Annotated in this window: 13 protein-coding genes; 9 read left to right on the top strand and 4 right to left on the bottom strand. The window is 71.6% G+C overall.

Going from position 1 to position 18,260, the window contains the following annotated elements; all coding sequences use genetic code 11:
• The first annotated feature begins 11 nt into the window (after positions 1-11).
• Complete coding sequence (locus AABA78_RS24555; RefSeq protein ID WP_338266325.1) at positions 12-5,975, top strand: response regulator receiver protein; 5,964 nt, start codon at positions 12-14, stop codon at positions 5,973-5,975.
• Positions 5,976-6,028: 53 nt separating this feature from the next.
• Positions 6,029-6,556: a peptide deformylase gene (gene def / locus AABA78_RS24560; protein ID WP_338266328.1), complete on the top strand. Its 528-nt coding sequence runs from the start codon at positions 6,029-6,031 to the stop codon at positions 6,554-6,556.
• On the opposite strand, the gene nth is transcribed toward def, so the two are convergent.
• Positions 6,553-7,263 carry an endonuclease III gene (gene nth / locus AABA78_RS24565; protein ID WP_338266330.1) on the bottom strand — a complete coding sequence of 237 codons (711 nt, stop codon included), beginning with the start codon at positions 7,261-7,263 and terminating at the stop codon, positions 6,553-6,555. The two genes, def and nth, sit on opposite strands and share 4 nt — an antisense overlap.
• A 36-nt stretch (positions 7,264-7,299) precedes the next feature.
• Between nth and ltaE the strand changes: the two genes are divergently transcribed.
• Positions 7,300-8,325 carry a low-specificity L-threonine aldolase gene (gene ltaE / locus AABA78_RS24570; RefSeq protein ID WP_338266332.1) on the top strand — a complete coding sequence of 342 codons (1,026 nt, stop codon included), beginning with the start codon at positions 7,300-7,302 and terminating at the stop codon, positions 8,323-8,325.
• A gap of 179 nt (positions 8,326-8,504) precedes the next feature.
• Positions 8,505-9,527 (top strand): M23 family metallopeptidase, encoded by a 1,023-nt coding sequence (locus AABA78_RS24575; RefSeq protein WP_338266333.1) that lies wholly within the window; start codon positions 8,505-8,507, stop codon positions 9,525-9,527.
• A 27-nt stretch (positions 9,528-9,554) separates the two neighbouring features.
• On the opposite strand, the gene AABA78_RS24580 is transcribed toward AABA78_RS24575, so the two are convergent.
• On the bottom strand, positions 9,555-9,824 hold the full coding sequence (locus AABA78_RS24580; RefSeq protein ID WP_014394187.1) for an HU family DNA-binding protein: 270 nt from the start codon (positions 9,822-9,824) through the stop codon (positions 9,555-9,557).
• A 322-nt stretch (positions 9,825-10,146) separates the two neighbouring features.
• On the opposite strand from AABA78_RS24580, the gene AABA78_RS24585 reads away from it, so the two are divergent.
• Positions 10,147-11,610, top strand: coding sequence for a hypothetical protein (locus tag AABA78_RS24585; protein WP_338266339.1), 1,464 nt, complete (start codon positions 10,147-10,149; stop codon positions 11,608-11,610).
• Here AABA78_RS24585 and AABA78_RS24590 read toward each other — a convergent pair.
• Positions 11,601-12,719, bottom strand: a complete 1,119-nt coding sequence (locus tag AABA78_RS24590; RefSeq protein ID WP_338267200.1) for an alpha/beta fold hydrolase — start codon at positions 12,717-12,719, stop codon at positions 11,601-11,603. The genes AABA78_RS24585 and AABA78_RS24590 overlap by 10 nt on opposite strands.
• Before the next feature lie 116 nt (positions 12,720-12,835).
• On the opposite strand from AABA78_RS24590, the gene pssA reads away from it, so the two are divergent.
• From pssA to AABA78_RS24610, 4 genes are all read left to right on the top strand, one after another.
• A complete protein-coding gene (gene pssA, locus AABA78_RS24595) occupies positions 12,836-13,693 on the top strand; it encodes a CDP-diacylglycerol--serine O-phosphatidyltransferase (RefSeq protein WP_338266341.1) in 858 nt (285 codons plus the stop codon).
• Between the two features lie 69 nt (positions 13,694-13,762).
• A complete protein-coding gene (locus AABA78_RS24600; RefSeq protein WP_338266343.1) occupies positions 13,763-15,031 on the top strand; it encodes a CinA family nicotinamide mononucleotide deamidase-related protein in 1,269 nt (422 codons plus the stop codon).
• Positions 15,028-16,521: a hypothetical protein gene (locus AABA78_RS24605; RefSeq protein ID WP_338266344.1), complete on the top strand. Its 1,494-nt coding sequence runs from the start codon at positions 15,028-15,030 to the stop codon at positions 16,519-16,521. The genes AABA78_RS24600 and AABA78_RS24605 overlap by 4 nt, the downstream gene beginning before the upstream one ends.
• Before the next feature lie 57 nt (positions 16,522-16,578).
• A complete protein-coding gene (locus AABA78_RS24610) occupies positions 16,579-17,088 on the top strand; it encodes a DUF1285 domain-containing protein (RefSeq protein WP_338266346.1) in 510 nt (169 codons plus the stop codon).
• On the opposite strand, the gene recA is transcribed toward AABA78_RS24610, so the two are convergent.
• The gene (recA, locus tag AABA78_RS24615) at positions 17,085-18,110 is read right to left on the bottom strand and encodes a recombinase RecA (RefSeq protein WP_338266347.1); all 1,026 of its coding nucleotides are present in this window, start codon (positions 18,108-18,110) and stop codon (positions 17,085-17,087) included. The genes AABA78_RS24610 and recA overlap by 4 nt on opposite strands.
• Between the last annotated feature and the right edge of the window lie 150 nt (positions 18,111-18,260).

The following is an 18,260-nucleotide window of genomic DNA, read 5'->3' on the forward strand; positions in this document are numbered from 1 at the left end:
CCGGCTCCCCCATGGGCGCCTCGGTCCTCCTCGTACACGACGACATCGCCACCATCGCCGCCGTCCGGCGACTGCTGTCCCGCGAAGGGCACGAGGTCATCCTCGCCACCTCCGCCGCGGACGCGCTCATCGCCTTCGGGCATCACCTGCCGGAGCTCATCGTGCTCGCGCCGGGCGTGGAGAGCGGCCGAGGGCGCGTGGTGCTGGAGGAGCTGGTGCAGCACCCGGAGGGCCACAAGGCCCGGGTGCTGTTGCTGAGCGAGGCCATCGAGGGCTTCAGCGCGCCGGTGGCGCCGCTGCCCCTGGACGGCCCCAGCTTCGTGACGCTGGTGGACACGTTGATCCGCGCACCGGCGGAGGCGGACGGCTGGCGCGTGGTGGAGAACCGGACGCTCCAGGAGCCGGCGAAGGGGAGCGGCCCGGGCTCGGACGAGGCGTGGCACGCGACGGCGCCGCACGCGGTGGGGGGGGACCCGGCGCTGGCCAACGCGCTGTTCGGGGACCTGGCGCCGCTGAACCAGACGGACTGGGAAGTGGCGGCGATGACGCGCGAGGAGCGCAGCGCGCACGCCGTGCACCAGCAGCGCGAGCGCAGCACCCACCTGGCGATGAACGCCGCGCTGGAAGAGGCGCACCTGGAGGTGGAGTCGGAGGCGATGGCGTCCATCGACTCGGCGCTCTCGGTGGGCACGAAGTCGGAGTGGGCGGCGGGGGAGGGTGACACCGGGGAGGCGTGGGGCGAGCAGGATCCGGACGCGAACATTGGCGACGAGTGGGACGCGGAGCCGCCGAACGCGGCCGAGGGCCGTTCGCCGGAAGCGCGCACCACGCTGCGCTTCCCGTTCCCGAACGAGGAAGGGGCCGGCGAGGAAGGGACGCCGCCGGAGGGGCAGCTCGCCTTCCGTGAGGAGCGGCTCACTCCGCCGGGGCTCAAGCCGGTGAAGGCCGCGCCGAAGCTGGGGGACGAGGGCTTCTTCGACGTCGAATCGGACGAGGACGGTGGGGCCGCGAAGGAAGCGGAGCCCGAGGGCTCGGCGCCGCTGGCCTGGAAGGAGCTGGAGCCGGATCCGGAGCTGGAGGCAAGTCCTTCGCGGGGCGGCGTGGATGACTCCGACGAGACGGACTTCGGTTCAGTCGCGGCCGACGTGGCGGCGGAGGAGCGGGCTGCCGCCGCGGCTGCTGAGTCGGATTCGGAAGACGCCGCGTCTTCTTCGGAGCCGACCGAGGAGGAGCTGGCGGCGGCGGGCCTGTCGAACTGGGACGTGCTGGAGCAGGAGCTCAAGGCCTCCGCGGAGGCGCGCGAGCGGGACGAGGAGTCCTCCGAAACCGACGCGAAGCCGGTGGGCTCGGACTGGTTCGATTCCGAGACCGTCGAGGACGCGAAGGACGAGGGTTCCAAGCCCCTCCAGTGGTCGGACCCCGCGGGCGGTGAAGCGGCACGTGCGAGCGGTGACGGCGCGCGTCCGGTGGATGCCGCGAAGGCGTCACGTCCGGACGAGACAAAGGCTTCGCGCGATGGCGGAACCCCGGACAGTGCGGAGCCCCGTGCGCCGACCGAGAGGCCACTGCGTGTCGCGGCCCGAGTTCCGCTGCGCTCGTCGAGCAAGGTCGGTGTGGGCGTTGTCGCGGGCCCGAGCGATGCGGCAGGCAGCCCCGCGGGCCTGCGTGACAAGTCCGGAGCAGGCAATGCGGCGGTAACGAGCGGCACCGCCACGCGCCCTGGCACGGAGTCCGGATCCGGTGTCGTGATCAGCGGAGCCGGCGGCACCGCTGCGCGTCCGGGGAACCCGACCGGGGCCGGCGATGTAGCAGGCGCCAGCGTTTCCTCGTCGCGGCTGAGCGACGCACGCGACACAGGTGCGAATATCCCTGCGCACGCGGGCGACACGGCCGGCGCTGGCGATGCGACAGGCGCCAGCGGTTCCTCGTCGCGGCTGAACGACGCGCGCGACACAGGTGCCGATCCCTCCGCGCGCCCGGGCGAAGGTGCCACGTTGGAGTCCAAGGCTCGGCTGGAGGTCCAGGCACCGTCGTCGCCGATGCTGGTGCCAGGAGGCCTGCAACGGGCGAACAAGACGCGCACCCAGGAGCAGGAGGCCCCCGCTCCGGCGAGCAAGGACGCGGCCGAGCCCTCATCGGATCTGGCCGCGGAGCTTGAATCCCTGCGTGAGGAACTCGCGCTGGCCTACGCCGCCATCGAGGAGGCGGAGGCCCGCGCCGCGGACGCGGAAGCCCTGGCCGAGTCGGAGCAGTCGCTCCGCGTCGAGCTGGAAGAGCGCGTGGCGGGCGAAGCGCGAGCACGGGAAGACGCCCTCCTCGAAGCGAACGCGGAGGTCGAGGCCCGGAGCGCCGTGGAGGTGCGGGCCGAAGCGGAGGTCCACGCTCGCGCGCGCGCCGAGTCCCTGTTGAAGCAGGCGTCGGAGGCCCACGCGGACTCGGAGGTCCGGGCCGTGTCGGCGACGCAGGCCCTCGCGGAGGTCGAAGCCCGGCTCGCCTCCGAGGCCGGAAGCCGCGTGGATGCCGAGTCCCGGGCGGATGCCGAGGAACGCGCCCGCCGCGAAGCCGAAGCCCTCGCGGAGATGGTGAGGCTCGAGCTCGCCGAGCTCGAGAAGCGGATCGCCACGGAGGCCCAGGCGCGCGAGGAGGCCGAGCTCCGGGCCCGCCAGGAAGCCCAGACGCGCGAAGAGGCCGAGGCCCGCGCCGAGCTGGAGCAGGCCGCGCGCGCGGACGTGGAAGCGCGGCTGGAGGCCGAGATCGAAGCCCGGCTCGCGGCCGAAGCCCGAGCGGAAGCCGAAGCCAGGGCCCGCGAGGACGCGAGTCAGCGAGAGGAAGCCGGATCCGAGCGGACGGAGAGCCGCGACGGTGAGGCCGCCGCGCTGGAGGCCCGGCGTGCCGAAGCGGAGGCTCGCGCCGAAGCGGAGGCGAAGGCCCGGACCGCCGCCGAAGCGAAGGTGAAGCACTCCGCGCAGGCGCTGTCCCTGGTGGAGGTGCGAGCGCACCAGTTGGCCCAGTCGCTGGCCGAGTCCGAAGCGAGGTCGAAGCAGTCCGCGCAGGCGCTGGCCCAGGCGGAGGCGCGGGTGCAGCAGGCCACGCAGGCGCTGGCGCAATCCGAGGCGAAGGCGAAGCAGTCCGCCCAGGCCCTGGCGCAGGTGGAGGCCCGGGCGCAGCAGCTGGCGCAGGTGCTGCTCCAGGGAGAGGCCAAGGCAAAACAGTCCACCCAGGCGGTGAGCCAGGCCGAAGAGGCCCGCGCCGCCGCCGAAGCCACCGCGGAACGAAACGCCGAACGCCTGGCGGAGGCGGAAGCCCGGGCCGCGAAGGCCGAGGAGGCCCTGGCCGAAGCGCAAGCCCGAGCGGAAGACGCCGAAGCGGCGACAAAGCAGAACGAGACGCGGTTCGCGGAGACCCTGAGCCAGGCCAACGCGCGGATGGAGCAGCTCAAGCAGGCCCGCCAGCGAGCCGAAGCCAAGGCCGCGCAGCCCGCCGAAGCCCTGCTCCAGGCGGAAGCCCGGGTGGATCAACTGACGCAGGCCCTGGCGCGGACCGAGGCCCGCGTGAAGGAGCTGTCGGAGGCCGTGAAGCGCGCCGAAGCGCGAGCCACGGAAGCCGAACAAGCCCGCGACGCCAACGCCGAGCAGCTGAAGCAGGCGAGGGCCGAAGCGGAGACGCGCGCGGATCAATTCAGCCAGGTCCAGGCCGATGCGGAGACGCACACCGAGCAGCTGAAGCACGCCGAGGCCGAGGCAAAGAAGCTCACCGAGCAGTTGAAGCAGGCGCAGGCCGAAGCAGAAGCCCGCGAGGAACTGCTCACCCAGGCGCAAGCCGAGGCGAAGAAGCTCGCCGAGCAGCTGACGAAGGCGCAGGCCGAAGCAGCGGCCCGCGAGGAACTGCTCACCCAGTCTCAGTCGGAAGCGGAGACGCACGCCGAGCAGCTGACGAAGGCGCAGGCCGAAGCAGAAGCCCGCGAGGAAAAGCTCAACCAGCTTGAGGCCGAGGCAGAGGCCCGCGAGGCAAAGCTCAATCATCTGGAGGCCGAAGCAGAGGCGCGCGAGGAAAAGCTCAAGCAGGTCCAGGCCGAGGCAGAGGCCCGCGAGGAAAAACTCAAGCAGGTCCAGGCCGAGGCAGAGGCCCGCGCGGAGCAACTGGCGCAGGTACAGGCCGAAGCGAAGCAGACCGCCGAGCAGCTGAAGCAGGCACGGGCCGAAGCCCAGGCTCGCGTGGATCAGCTCCAGCAACTCCAGTCCGACTCGGGCGACCGCGCGGATCAATTCACGCAGGTCCAGGCCGAGGCGGCGAAGACCGCCGGCCAGCTCAAGCAGGCCCAGGCCGAAGCCGAGGCCCTCGCCCAGGCCCGCACCGAAGCCGAGGCGCGCATCCAACAGCTCGCGCAGGAGCTGACGCAGGCCCAGGCCCGCATGGCCCAGGCCGAACAGGCCCGCGCCGAAGCGGAGGCGACCGCCGAGCAGCAGCTCCAGGCCCGCACCGCCGCGGAGTCCCGCGCCCTCCAGGCCGAGCAGAAGTCCGCCGAATCCACCGCCAAGGCCACGTCCGAAGGACGCCTGCGCACCGTGCTGGAAGTCCGCCTCGACTCCGAGGCCCGCGCCCGCCAGGATCTCGAAGCCCGCATCGAAACCGAGGCCCAGGCCCGCACCGCCGCCGAAGCCCGCCTCGCCGCGGAGACCCACGCCCGCGTCGAAGCCGAAGCCCGCGCCCGGGCCGAAGCCACGGACCTCACGCAGGCCCGAGACACCCTGCAGTCCCAGCTAGACCAGCTCCGCGAGGAGCTCACCCGCGAGCGCGAAGCCCGTACCCGGCTCGAAGCCGAAGCCGTCGAACAGCGCCTCCAGGCCGAACGCGAGCGCGAACAACTCGAAGCCCGAGCGCAGCGGGACGCGGAAGAAGCCGTGGCCCAGGCGCGCGCCACCCTCATCCCGCTCGAATCGCCCGGCCGTCCGGAGATGGCGGTGGCCCGCAGCGGCAGCCTCACGCAAGAGGGCCTCGCACGGCTCGTCCTGCGGCTGTGTGACGCGCGCATGGAAGTGCGCCTGGAGCTCAAGGTGATGAACGCCTTGCGCGTCCTCTGGCTGCGCGACGGAGCCCTGGTCGGCGCCGCGTCCTCCGCGCAGGGCGAGTCCCTCATCGACCGCGCCCGCGCCGACGGCCTCATCGATGCGCGCCAGGAAGCCGAGCTGCGGCTCGTGCGCAGCGCCACCACCGGCACGCTCCTGGAAGCCCTGCGCGGCCGCGGCTACGTGCGCGAAGCCGAATCCGTTCCGCTGGTGCAGCGCTACACCGAACAGGTCTTCCTGGACGCGCTCGCTGAACCGTCAACGCTCTACCGCCTGGTGCCGGAGCCCGCGCCCCACGAGGTCGCGCTCGCCGCCGCCACGCGCCCGCCGCTGCACCTGCTCGCGGAAGGGCTGCGCAACACGCTCACCGCCGAATCGCTCCTCGACGCCGCCGGCTCCCTGCGAGCCACGGTCTCCCGAGGCGACGCGCACATGGCCCCCACGGACTTCGGCCTCTCCTCCCGAGAGCTCCAGCTCCTGCAGGCCGTGGACGGAGAGCGCACGCTGGAGTCGCTGCTCCTGGGTGCGGGGCTGCCGCAGGACGGCGCGCTCAAGACGCTCGCGGTGGCGCGGGCGCTGGGGCTCATCGCCCTGCACCCGCCCTCGGAAGACGCCCAGGGCGACCTGCCGCCGGAGCTGGACGTGCACCGCCTGGAAGCCAAGTTCGAGGAGATCCAGGACGCGGACTACTTCACCGTGCTGGGGCTCGCACGCTCGGCCGGCAGCGAGGAGGTCAAGCGGGCCTACGCGCTGCTTGCCGCCGAGTTCCACCCGCTGCGCTTCGCGGGCCACCCGGACCCCGCGCTCCAGCACCGGGCGCAGCAGATCCGCGCGGTGCTGACGGAGGCCGCGCGGGCCCTGGGGGATGACCGACTGCGGGGCGAGTACGCCCGTAATCTGCTCGACTGATGCCCGGTGGAACGGTTGCCCGTCGTGGTCCGGTGGGGTTAAGAATTCCCCCCATGGTTCGCGAGATTCTCATCTGGCCCGACCCCATCCTGAAGCAGAAGGCCAAGCCCGTGGTGAAGGTGGACGACAAGGTCCGCGCGCTCATCAAGGACATGTTCGAGACGATGTACGCCGCGGAGGGCGTGGGGCTCGCCGCCCCGCAGGTGGGCATCCTCCAGCGCATCATCGTCCTGGACACCCGGCCGCAGCAGCCGGAGTCCAAGCCCCTGGCGATGATCAACCCGGAGTTCGTCGCGCTCGAAGGGGAGACGACCTACACGGAAGGCTGCCTCTCCATCCCCGGTGAGGCCGAGGACGTGGACCGCGCCGCCGTCGCCACCGTGCGCTACCTGGACGAGGACGGCCAGGAGCAGACGCTGCGCTGTGACGGTCTCCTCGCCATCGCCGTGCAGCACGAGACGGACCACCTGGACGGCACCGTCTTCGTGGACCACGTCTCCACGCTCAAGCGCGAGTTCATCCGCAAGCGCATGAAGAAGCTCAAGGCCTCGAAGGAGCAGGGCGCTCCGGCGTCCGCTTAAGCCTTCGCGGTGGCGCGCACGCCCTTCTTCGGGCAGCGGTCCGCCACCGCGCAGGAGCCGCAAGCGGGCGAGCGCGCGAAGCACGTGCGCCGCCCGTGCCACACCAGCAGCTGATGCCCCAGCGTCCACCGCTCGCGAGGCAGCAGGGCCTGCAGGTCCTTCTCCACCTTGTCCGGATCCTCGTGGGTGGTGAAGCCCAGCCGGTACGCCAGCCGCTTCACGTGTGTGTCCACCGGGAAGGCCGCGTCGCCGCCCAGGTGGATGCACACCACGCCCGCCGTCTTCAGCCCCACGCCCGGCAGCTCCGCCAGCGTGTCGCGCACCAGCGGCACCTGCCCGCCGTGCTCCGCGACCAGCGCGCGCGCCGTGGCGACGATGTTCTTCGCCTTCGCGCGGTACAGCCCGCAGGTGCGGATGAAGGGCTCCACGTCGGTGGGCTCGACGCGCGCGTAGGCCTGGGCGTCCGGGAAGCGGGCGAACAGGGCGGGGGTCACCAGGTTGACGCGCTTGTCGGTGCACTGCGCGGACAGGATGACGGCGACCAGCAGCTCCAGCGGCGTGCGGTAGTCCAGCTCGATGCGGGCGTCCGGCATGGCTGCTTCCAGACCGTCCAGGACCGACACTGCTCGCTGCCGCTTCTCCGCCACTGTCTCTCGCCGGGCCACGCGGGCGTTGTATGTCACGGGGCGGCCCCGCCCAAGCGCCATGGCGGGGCACCCATTTTCCCCGCAGCGAGGAGAACCATGAAGCCCATCGACTTCCGCTCCGACACCGTGACGAAGCCCACGCCCGCCATGCGCAGGCTCATCGCCGACGCGGAGGTGGGCGACGACGTCTACGGTGAGGACCCCACGGTGCGCCGCCTGGAGGAGCGCGTGGCGGAGCGGCTCGGGCTGGAGGCCGCCGTCTTCGTCCCCTCCGGCACGCAGGCGAACCAGATCGCCATCGGCGCGCACTGCCGCTCGGGTGACGAGGTGCTGACAGAGGAGGGCAGCCACATCCTCCACTACGAAGGCGGCGCGGTGCCGGCGCTCTGGGGCGTGCAGCCCGCGCCCCTGCCGGGCGAGCGCGGCCTCTTGAAGCCGGAGACCGTCGCGGCGGCGGTGCGCGAGGACAACGTCCACAACCCGCGCACGCGGCTCCTCTCGCTGGAGAACACGCACAACCGGGGCGGCGGCACGGTGTGGCCGGTGGACCGCTTCCGCGCGGTGGTGGAGGCGGGGCGCAAGGCCGGGCTCGCGGTGCACCTGGACGGCGCGCGGTTGTTCAACGCGCAGGTGGCGGCGGGGAAGCCGGCGTCGGCGTGGGCGTCGCTGACGGACTCCACGTCGGTGTGCTTCTCCAAGGGGCTGGGGGCGCCGGTGGGCTCGGCGCTCGCGGCCAAGGCGGACGTCATCCGCGAGGCGCGGCGGCTGCGCAAGCGGCTGGGCGGCGGCATGCGGCAGGCAGGCATCCTCGCGGCGGCGGCGCTCTACGCGCTGGAGCACCACGTGGAGCGCCTGGCCGAGGACCACGCCAACGCGCGCCGGCTGGCGGAGGGCCTGGCCCAGCTTCCGGGCGTGAAGGTGGACCTGGCGCGGGTGGAGACGAACATGGTGTTCGCGGACCTCGTGCGTCCGGCGGCCGAGGCCTCCGCGCTGCTCCTGAAGCAGGGCGTGCTGGCCAACCCCACCGGCCCGCACTCCATCCGCCTCGTGTGCCACCTGGACGTGTCCAAGGCGGACATCGACGACGCCCTGGCACGGATCCGCCAGGCCCTCGCCAGCTGACCCCAGCGTCACGAGGGCCTCCGGACCCCCAGGTGCCCCCTGTTGGTGGCTCAACGGTCCACCACGACCCGGGGGCGGTCCGACACGCCCGGTGCGGACCGCACGCACCTGTCCGGCAGGGGAATGATCCACGGCCTGGAACAGGTGGACGGGCTGACGCGTGGTAGGCTCGTCCCGCCGTGCGCCGACCCGCCGTCCTCGCCCTGCTGGCCCTCTCCGCCTGCGCGACTCCGCGCCAGGGCAAGATGAGCTTTGAGGAGCTGTACGCGACCTCGGGCGACAGCGGCTTCGTCAGCGACAGCGCGGCGCCCTTCCTCCCGCACGAACCGGAGCGCGCCCGGGGCCCGCTGGTCCCTGAGCGCTCCGCGGAACTCGAGGCCGCGCTCACCGCGTTCGCGCAGCAGGCCCAGGCCTACCGCGAGAAGGTCCAGCGGGGCAGCGCCATGCCCGCCGACCAGGTGCGCAACTGGGAGTCGATGAACGCGGCCCTGGACGCCTTCCTGGCCCGGCCGGTGGAGCACACGGACACCCGCGACCTGACGCGCGCCCGGGGCGTGATGGAGGCCGAGCTGGAGCAGGACGCGCGCCTCTATGGCGACATGCCGGGCCCGCTCGCGGAGGCCGTGGTGGTGCGCGTGGGCCGCCTCATCGTGCGCGCGTCCACGCTGCGCCGCTGGGAGCTGCCGCCGGAGCCCTCGGGCCCGCCGCGCCTCGCCTGGCCGGTGGAGCCGGTCACCATCACCAGCCTCTACGGGGAGCGCTGGCACCCCATCACCGGCCAGCTCCGCCGCCATTCGGGCGTGGACCTGGCGGCCCGCCGCGGACAGCCCGTGGGCGTCGCGGAGAGGGGCGTCGTCCTGCGCGCCGGCTGGAACGGCGACCACGGCAAGATGGTGGAGGTCCAGCACGACGGCCAGTGGGTGACGCGCTACAGCCACCTGTCCGAGGTCCTGGTGACGACCGGCGAGGTGCTGGCGAGGGGCGACGTCGTGGGGCTCGCGGGGGACACGGGCCTGGCGACCGGCGTCCACGTCCACTTCGAGCTCTGGCACGACGGCAGCTCACTGGATCCGCTGGAGGCGCTCGTCGCCCCGGAGGCGGCCCCGGACACCTCCGAGGAGCGTCCCGTGGCCCGCATGCCGGCGGAGTCCCCCGTCCTCTCGTCCCAGGGGCGGCACCCGGCCACGGGTTCGCGCCCCTGAGGGGGACGGGCCTTCAGGGCCCTGCGACTACAGCGAGTTCTTCAGCTCCTTGGCGGGGCGGAAACCGACCGTCTTCGACGCCTTGAGCTTCATCATCTCGTTGGTCTGCGGGTTGCGGATCTTCCGCGCCTTACGGGAGCGCAGCGACCACGTGCCGAACCCGGGGTAGCTGAAGCGGGTGTCCTTCTTCACCGCCTTGCCGATGTTGGTGAAGACGCTGTCGAGGATCTGGGCGGCTTGCTTCTTCGTGAGCTTCGACTGCGCAGCCACCACCTCCACGAGCTCTGCCTTGGTCATGACACCCCTCCCTCTGCGTTGTCTGGCGTTGAACGAGCGGATGGCGGAGGTAACAAATCGAGGTTTCGACTGTCAATGCGCCACCCGCTCCCGGGCCGGAAATTCGGCCTCCGGATGAAAACTGGCCTCTCAAAATACACCCTGTAGAGAGAGGGAGGATCGCATCTTTTGATACATCCTCACACTCCTACTTTTTCCATCAGGGGAAGTGATCGCCGTGTGATCGATTTCGCATGAAAGGCTTTGGAAGATCGATCACTTAGCAATGGCCCCTGATCCAGTTCCAGCAGGGTGCCATCAAGGGGCTAGAGTGCCTGCCCGCATGTCCATCCGACTCCTGCCCTGGCTCCTGGCCCTGCTGTGCGCCTGCTCACGGCCGACGCTGCGGCCCGACGCGACGGGCGAACTCTGGGTGGACGGGGAGGCGGTGGGCGGTGACGGCACCCGGGCGCGGCCCCTGCGCTCCCTGGCGGAGGCCCTGAACCGTCCCGGCCCGCTGCTCGTCCATCTGGCCTCTGGCCGTTACGAAGGCCCCGTCCGGCTGCCGGAAGGAACCCGGCTCCAGGGGAATGGCCCGTCCACGATCCTGGCGGTAACGGGGTCTGGCGCCACCGTGGTGGAGGCCAGGGGGGACACCGCCCTGGAGGCCCTGGTGGTGGACGGAGGAGGCTGGGGCCTGGACGCCCGGGGGCCGGTGCGGGTCCAGGCCGTGACGTTCCGGGGGCAGGCGCAGGGGGCGATCCGCCTGGGGGCAGGGCCGCTCGAAGGCAGGGACCTGCGCTTCGAGGTGGGGGCGGGCAGCCAGGCACAGGTCGCGGTCGGCGTGCTCGTGGAGGCCGCGGCGGGGGACACCCCCACGCCCTCGCTGATCCTCCGGGACAGTACGTTCGTGGGCCCCTACGCGCGCGCGGTCCGGGCCCGGGGTGGGGCCACGGTCCGCCTGGAGGGGGTGTCCTTCCAGGGGCCTGGGATGGCGCTGAGCCAGGAGGGCGGCGTGGCGGTGGTCGAACGGGCGCGGGCCTCCGGGGGCGCGGGCACGGCGTTCTCCACGGTGGAAGGCACGCTGACGCTGGTGGACGTGCGGGTCCACGGACATGAGTACGGCGTGACGGCCAACCGGGCCCGGCTGTCGGTGCGCGGCTTCACCTCGGAGCACGCCGGGCGCGCCGGCCTGGGGCTCACGGCGACGAACGGCCTGCTGGAGGACGTGGTCGTGAAGGACGCGGGCAACTACGGGGCGCTGCAGCTCACCGCCTCGGACCTGGAGGTCCGGCGCTTCCGCCTGGAGGGCTCACGGGAATACGGCGTGGTGGCGTTGCTGGGGCGCTTGCGTCTGCGAGACGGCGTCATCACGGACGTGAGCACCGAGGATGGCATCGCGGGAGACGGGCTCCACCTGCGCCAGGTGGAAGCGGACGTCGACACCGTGACCGTCGAGCGAGCGAAGGGCTCCTGCGTGCTGGCGACCCAGCGCGCCCATGCGGTGCTCCGGAATGCCCGGCTCTCGGGGTGCGGGCTTGCCGCGTTGGCGGTGGATACGAAGGCCACCCTGGAGTCCAGGAACGTCGACGTGCGCGACACCTCCGGCTCCGTCCTGCTGGCCATCGAAGAGGGCCAGTTGCTCGTGGAGGACCTCACCGCGAAGAACGCGACGGGCGAGCTGGTCTCCACCGACTGCGAGGGCCCGACGCGAGTCCACCTCCGCCACGTCGACGCGAGCAACAAACAGGGGCTGCAATCCCCCTGCGTCCAGCTCGACTCCAGCCCCCGCGCCCCTCAGCCCTGAGCAGGAGCGGGCGTGGGAGGCAGCGGCGTCGCGCGCTGTTCGAGCCACTCGCGGATGACGGGGTAGACCTCCATCGGGGCGCCGGTGCCGAAGATGAGGTCGCCGTGGCCGTAATCCATCTTGTCCCCGCGGTCCCGGCCGAAGACGTGCAGCGTGCGGTCTGGTGACGTGAGCAGCGCGTACTGCGCCTCCACGTTGGCCGCGGTGGCGAGCCGGTCCGCGCTGCCGCCCATCACCAGCACGGGCAGCTGGAGCTTCGCGATGCCCGCGCGCCAGTCCGTCTTGCGGTCGTAGGAGCGGAACGCGTCGTGGGAGATCCAGTCCTGGAACTGGAGCAGCACCTTGCGGCTCATCGCCGCCATCATGTTGACGGACAGCTGTCGCAGCACGCGCGGCGGGACGTGCCGGGGGTTCACGACGATGTCCGACAGGGGCAGCGCGAGGTAGCCCAGGAAGGGCGCCACGCTGGCGCTCACCCACGACTGCCGGATGCTCCCGGGCCACGCGGCCCGCACCCCCAGCGAGATGAGCGTCCGCAGGAACGGCTCCGACTTGAGGTACACCGGCGCCCCCAGCTCGAGCAGGCCCGCCAGCTTCCCGCCCTCGGGGCCCTGCGCCACGCCATACCCCACCAGGCCGCCGAGAGAGTGGCCCAGCCAGAAGGCCTGCTTCGCGCCGGTCTCCTTCAGCGCCAGCTCCAGCAGGGCCGGTCCGTCGTGCTGGATGTGGTCGTCGACGGTGAAGTCCGTGGGCCGCCGGCCCCGGGGCGGACGCTGCGAGTGCCCGGTGCCGCGCCACTCCACGCTGAAGCAGTCGAAGCCTGCCTCGGTGAGGTAGTGGGCCACCGAGTAGGGCGGCTCGAAGTCGAAGGTGAAGCGGTTGGCCGCCAGCCCGTGGCATAACAGGACAGGCTCGGCGAAGCGGCGCACCGGGGCCCGCCGCGCGTGCACGGTCAGTTCCCACCCATCCGCGCAGCGCACGCGCAGTATCTCGGGAAGGGGCCCCTTGAGGCGGTACCACCGCCGCACGAGCAGGACCCACCCGACGTTCACCAGCAGCAGGACAGCCGCCGCGGTCAATCCCCACAGGGCCCACTGCCCGTACGGCATTTCTCCTCCCATGCGACCCGGGACCGACTCCGGCGCGAATAAAACCCTGCTAAGGTCCGTTCCCTCGCCGTTTCTGCCACATGGGCAGCCGACCACCTGGGGAAGTCGAGGGAACGATGAAGCTGCGGAAACTGATGTTCGTGCTCCCGAACCTCTTCACCGTCACCTCCATCTTCTGTGGCTTCTACGCCATCACCCTGTGCTCGGGTGATGCAGAACCGGTGCAGCTGTACCAGGCGGCCCTGGCCATCCTCTTCGCCATGTTCTTCGACGGGTTCGACGGACGGGTGGCCCGGCTGACGAAGACGCAGAGCGACTTCGGCATGCAACTCGACAGCCTCGCGGACGTCATGTCCTTTGGCGCGGCGCCGGCGCTGCTCGTCTACAAGTGGGCGCTGGCCCCCATGGGCTTCTGGGGCCTGTTCATCTCCTTCGCGTTCATGGCCTGCGGCGCCATGCGGCTCGCGCGCTTCAACGTGCTCGCCATGCGCAACCCGCACGGCGGGGGTGGCGGCTTCTTCGTGGGGCTCCCCATCCCGCTGGCGGCCGGCGTGCTCGTCTCCCTCATCATCTCCCACCACGTGGCCAGCCAGGGCGAGGCGCTCGGTGACGGCGCGCGCATGCCGGTGGCGGTCGCGGTGGGGGCCCTGTCGCTGCTGATGGTGTCCACGGTGCGCTACCGCACCTTCAAGGACGCGCGTCCCAGCCGGAAGTCGGCGCTCGTCTTCATGGTCATGGCGCTCACAGGCGCGTTCATCGCCCGGCAGTTCCACCCGGCCTGGGTGCTGGTGACGTACTTCTTCGCGTACCTGCTGATGGGACTGGTGGAGTCCGCGGTCTCCGTGCGCAGCCGGCTGGCGTCGCGCAAGGTCGGCGCTGTCGCCGCGGTGGCGGTGGCCGCCGGGCTCGACGAGGACGACGACGAGGACTCCGAGCCCAACGCCACCACGGACGACGGTCCCGCGTTCCTCTGAGCCGCCAGGCGCGGGAGCCAGGACGCGGACCGTGCCCTCCCGGCCCGGGGCCGCTAGGATGCCCGGCCCATGCGCGTCGAGCTGCTGTGCACCGGTGACGAGCTCGTCACCGGCCTCATCACGGACACCAACAGCACCTACCTGGAAGCCCGTCTCTTCGACCTGGGGGTGAAGGTCGCACGGGTGTCGGTGGTGGGTGACGTGCGGCCGGACATCACGGGCGCGCTGCTGGAGGCCTCGGCGCGCGCGGACGTGGTCATCGTCTCGGGAGGCCTGGGCCCCACGTCGGACGACTTCACGCTGGAGTGCGCCGCCGCGGCGGCAGGCGTCCCCATGCAAGAGGACGCACGGGTGCTCGGCTGGCTGAAGGAGCGCTACGCCGCGCGGGGCATGGCCATCAACCCGGGCGCCCTGCGCATGGCGCGCATCCCCGCGGGCACCGAGCCGGTGCGCAATCCCCAGGGCTCGGCGCCGCTGGTCATCCAGCAGCTCGGCCGCGCCCACCTGTTCTTCCTGCCGGGCGTCCCGCGCGAATACCGCGCCCTGGTGGACGGCGAGGTGCTGCCGCGCGTGCGCGCCTGGCTCGCCGCCGAACCCCACCGCACGTTCCGCGCCTTCCGCCTGCTGCGAACGGTGCGCCTTCCGGAATCCGTGTTGAACGAGCGGGTGATGCCCCTGGCCCCCAGCCATCCCCGGGTGGTGTTCGGCTTCCGGACGCACGCGCCGGAGAACCACCTGAAGCTGATGGCCGAAGCCCCCACGCAGGCGGAGGCCGACGCCGCGCTCGCCGCCGCGGAGGCCGCCTGCCGGCAGGTGCTGGGCACGCACGTCTACGGCGCGGATGGCAGCGAGTACGCCCCCGTCCTGCTGGACCTGCTCGCGCGCGCCGGCCACACGCTGGCGGTGGCGGAGAGCTGCACGGGAGGGCTCGTCGCGCAGGAGCTCACGGCCGTCCCCGGCTCCAGCCAGGTCTTCATCGGGGGCGCGGTCGCCTACTCGGAGAAGATGAAGTCCGCCTGGGTGGGCGTTCCCCCGGACCTCCTCGCGAAGCACAGCGCCGTGTCGCCGCAGACGGCGCTCGCCATGGCGGAGGGAGTCCGCGCCGCCTGCGGAGCCACGTTCGGCCTGTCCGTCACGGGCTACGCGGGACCCGGCGGAGGCACGCCCGAGGACCCCGTGGGCACCGTGTACTGCGGGCTGGCCGGTCCCGGCATGGCGCCGCGCTGCGAGCGGATCTCGCTCGCGGGTGACCGGGACCGGGTCCGCCTGTTCGCCGCGTCCCACGTGCTGGAGATGTTGAGGTTGCACCTGCTCGCCGCCGCCCCCGTGTCGCCATGAGTCGCTCCAAATCAAAGCGTCCCCGTCCTTCTCCCGTGGAAGCGCCGTCCACGGTGCCCCCGGCCCCCGCCACCGCGAGCGAGCCGGTCCCGGCCACGCCCGAGTCCGCCGCGCCGCTCTCCAGTCCCATGGCTGCGACGGAATCCACCCAGCCACCCACGCCTCCAGCCGGAGCGCATCCGGTGCGCAGCGCGGTGCGCCTGTGGCTGTCGGCCTACCGGGTGGAGGTGATGCTGTTCCTGATTGCGTTCGCGGTGCTGTCCAGCTTCAGCTCGCAGCGCTTCTTCCGGCAGAGCGCTGCCCCGCACTTCATCTACCAGGCGCAGTCCTGGCTGGAGGGGCGGCTCGACGTGGATCCGCGGGTGTTGCCCAACCTGGAGGACTGGGCCTGCGTGCGGGTGGTGGATGGGCACAAGGTGCGGTGCGAAGGGCGCCTGCTCCGCGATGACCGCTGGTTCGTCAGCTTCCCGTCCTTCCCCGCGGTCGTGATGCTCCCCTTCGTCGCGCTGCACGGCTACCAGTTCAACGACACGTCGTTCGGCGTCTTCGTGGGCGCGCTCGCGGTGGCGCTCTTCTACTCGCTGCTGCGCTTCCTCGCGCAGGAGGGTGAGACGGAGCGCAACCGCAACGACAACGTGGTGCTGTCGCTGGTGCTCGCCTTCGGCACGCTGTTCTTCTACTGCGCCATCCGTGGCGAGGTCTGGTTCGGCGCGCAGGTGATGGGCGTGGCGCTCACGTGTCTGTACGTGCGCAACGCCGTCAAGGCCCGGCGCCCCGTGCTCGCGGGCGTCTTCTATTCCATGGCCGTGCTCACCCGCACGCCGCTGGTGTTCGCGGGCCTCTTCTTCGTCCTGGAGGCGCTCTGCCCCGGACCGGACCGGCTGGCCCAGCTCAAGGCCCTTCCGACCGCGTGGAAGCCCGCCTTCCGCAAGCTCTTGCTCTTCGGCGCGGGAGCCGCCCCCCTCGCGCTGCTCGCCGCCGCCTACAACGTCTACCGCTTCGGCAAGCCGGGGGAGTTCGGCCACTCGTACTTCTACAACAACCGGGTGAACGCGGACATCGACCGCTTCGGGCTCTTCAACCTCGAGTACCTGTCGCGCAACATCCAGGCCGCGTTCCTCAAGTTGCCCCAGGTGTCGCTGTCTCCGCCGAGGCTGTCGTACGACCCGCATGGACTGACGCTGCTGCTCACGCTGCCCCTGCTGGTGTTCCTGCTGGTCCCCCGCACGCGTCCCCGACTGCACTGGCCCCTGTGGCTGACCGTGGCGGTGTGCGCGCTGCCGGGCCTGTTCTACCAGAACACCGGTTACATGCAGTTCGGCTTCCGGTTCAGTCTGGACTACACGCCCTATCTGTTGCTGCTCTTCGCCATTGGCGGATGGTCGCTGCGCAACCGCGCGGTGGTGGCCGTGCTGGCGCTTGGCGTGCTGGTGAACTTCTGGGGAGCCGTGGCCTTTCGTGGCTACACGGAGTTCGTGCGGAACTGGTAGGGCTCCAGGGCCCGGCGGCTTGAATCCGCCGGGCCCCACCCGCACATCAAGGGCGACATGCAACCTCCCACCGGTCAGCCCCCTCCTGGCAAGCGTTGGCACACCCGTGAGGACAGCGGCATCCGCCTGGATGCGGCGTTGCGCTGGTGGCACGACGACGAGCCCATCGAGCATCCGAAGATCATCGAGCTCTTCAACGCCTCGCTGGTCCTCGACGACGACGGGCGCTACCAGCTCCGCATCGCTCCGGACTGGTGCTACGTCCAGGTCGAGGACGCGGCCTACGAAGTGCGCACCGTGGACGTCACGCCAGACGAGCGTGTGTCGCTGCGCCTGAGCGACCGGACGGCGGAGGCCCTGGACCTGGGGTCGCTCCAGCTCACGCCGGAGGGAGTCCTCACCTGCCGCGTGAAGCAGGGCAGGGCGAAGGCCCGCTTTTCTCGCGATGCGCAGTACCAGTTCGGCGAGCTGCTGGAAGAGGGCCCTGAGGGGCACCTGATGCTGCGCGTGGGCCAACGCCAATGGGAGGTCCCCCTCTCGCTGGATGCGCTCCAGGCCGCGCCCTAGGCCGCCTCGGAGGACGCGGCAGGTACGGAAGGCGCCGCGGTTCCCACCAGGTCCCGGGCGAGGGCCTCCAGGACGTCCGGGTGCTCTCGCAACCACTCGCACGCCCGCTCGCGGCCCTGGCCGATACGCTCACCGCGCAGGCTGAAGTGGCTGCCTGACTTCTCCACCACGCCCGCGCTCACGGCCAGGTCCAGCACCTCGGCGGCGCGGTGGATGCCCGTGCCGTAGAGCACGTCGAACTCCGCCTCCTGGAACGGGGGCGCCAGCTTGTTCTTCACCACCTTGACGCGTGCTCGCGAGCCCACCACCGCGTCGCCGTCCTTGAGGTTGCCCGTGCGGCGGATCTCCATCCGCACCGACGCGTAGAACTTCAGCGCATTGCCACCCGTCGTCGTCTCCGGGTTGCCGAACATCACGCCAATCTTCATGCGGATCTGGTTGATGAAGATGATGCAGGTGCCGGAGCGGCTCACGGCGCCGGTGAGCTTCCGCAGGGCCTGGCTCATCAGCCGCGCCTGGACGCCCATGTGCGCGTCCCCCATCTCCCCTTCGATCTCCGCGCGGGGCACCAGCGCCGCCACCGAATCCACCACGATGAGATCCACGGCGCCCGAGCGCACGAGCTGCTCGGTGATCTCAAGCGCCTGCTCACCGGTGTCCGGTTGCGCCACGAGCAGTTCCTCCGTGCGCACCCCCAGCTTGCGCGCGTAGGACAGGTCCAGCGCGTGCTCCGCGTCGATGAAGGCCGCCACGCCTCCCACGGCCTGCACCTGGGCAATGGCATGCAGGGTGAGCGTCGTCTTGCCGGAGGACTCGTTGCCGAACAGCTCCACCACGCGTCCTCGCGGATAACCCCCCACGCCCAGCGCCCGGTCCAATCCCACCGAGCCCGTGGGGATGACCGCCACCTTCTGCTCCGGCGCGTCCGCGCCGAGCGTCATCACCGCGCCCCGGCCGAACTGCTTCTCGATGGACGCCACCGCCGCCGCCACTGCCTTCAACTTCTCCGTCAGCCTGCTCATCTCGTCTGACTCCCTCGCCGCCCTGCGGGCTGGATGCCTCGACGGCAGGCAGAGCAACGGTCATGCCGCGCAGGCTTCCGGGGAGAAGGGCCTGCAAGGGCGTCCAGGTCCGCCCGGTCCGTCCGAAGCGGCGGAGCGGCAGGGCTGTCT

Source organism: Corallococcus caeni, assembly GCF_036245865.1.
GTDB lineage: Bacteria > Myxococcota > Myxococcia > Myxococcales > Myxococcaceae > Corallococcus > Corallococcus caeni.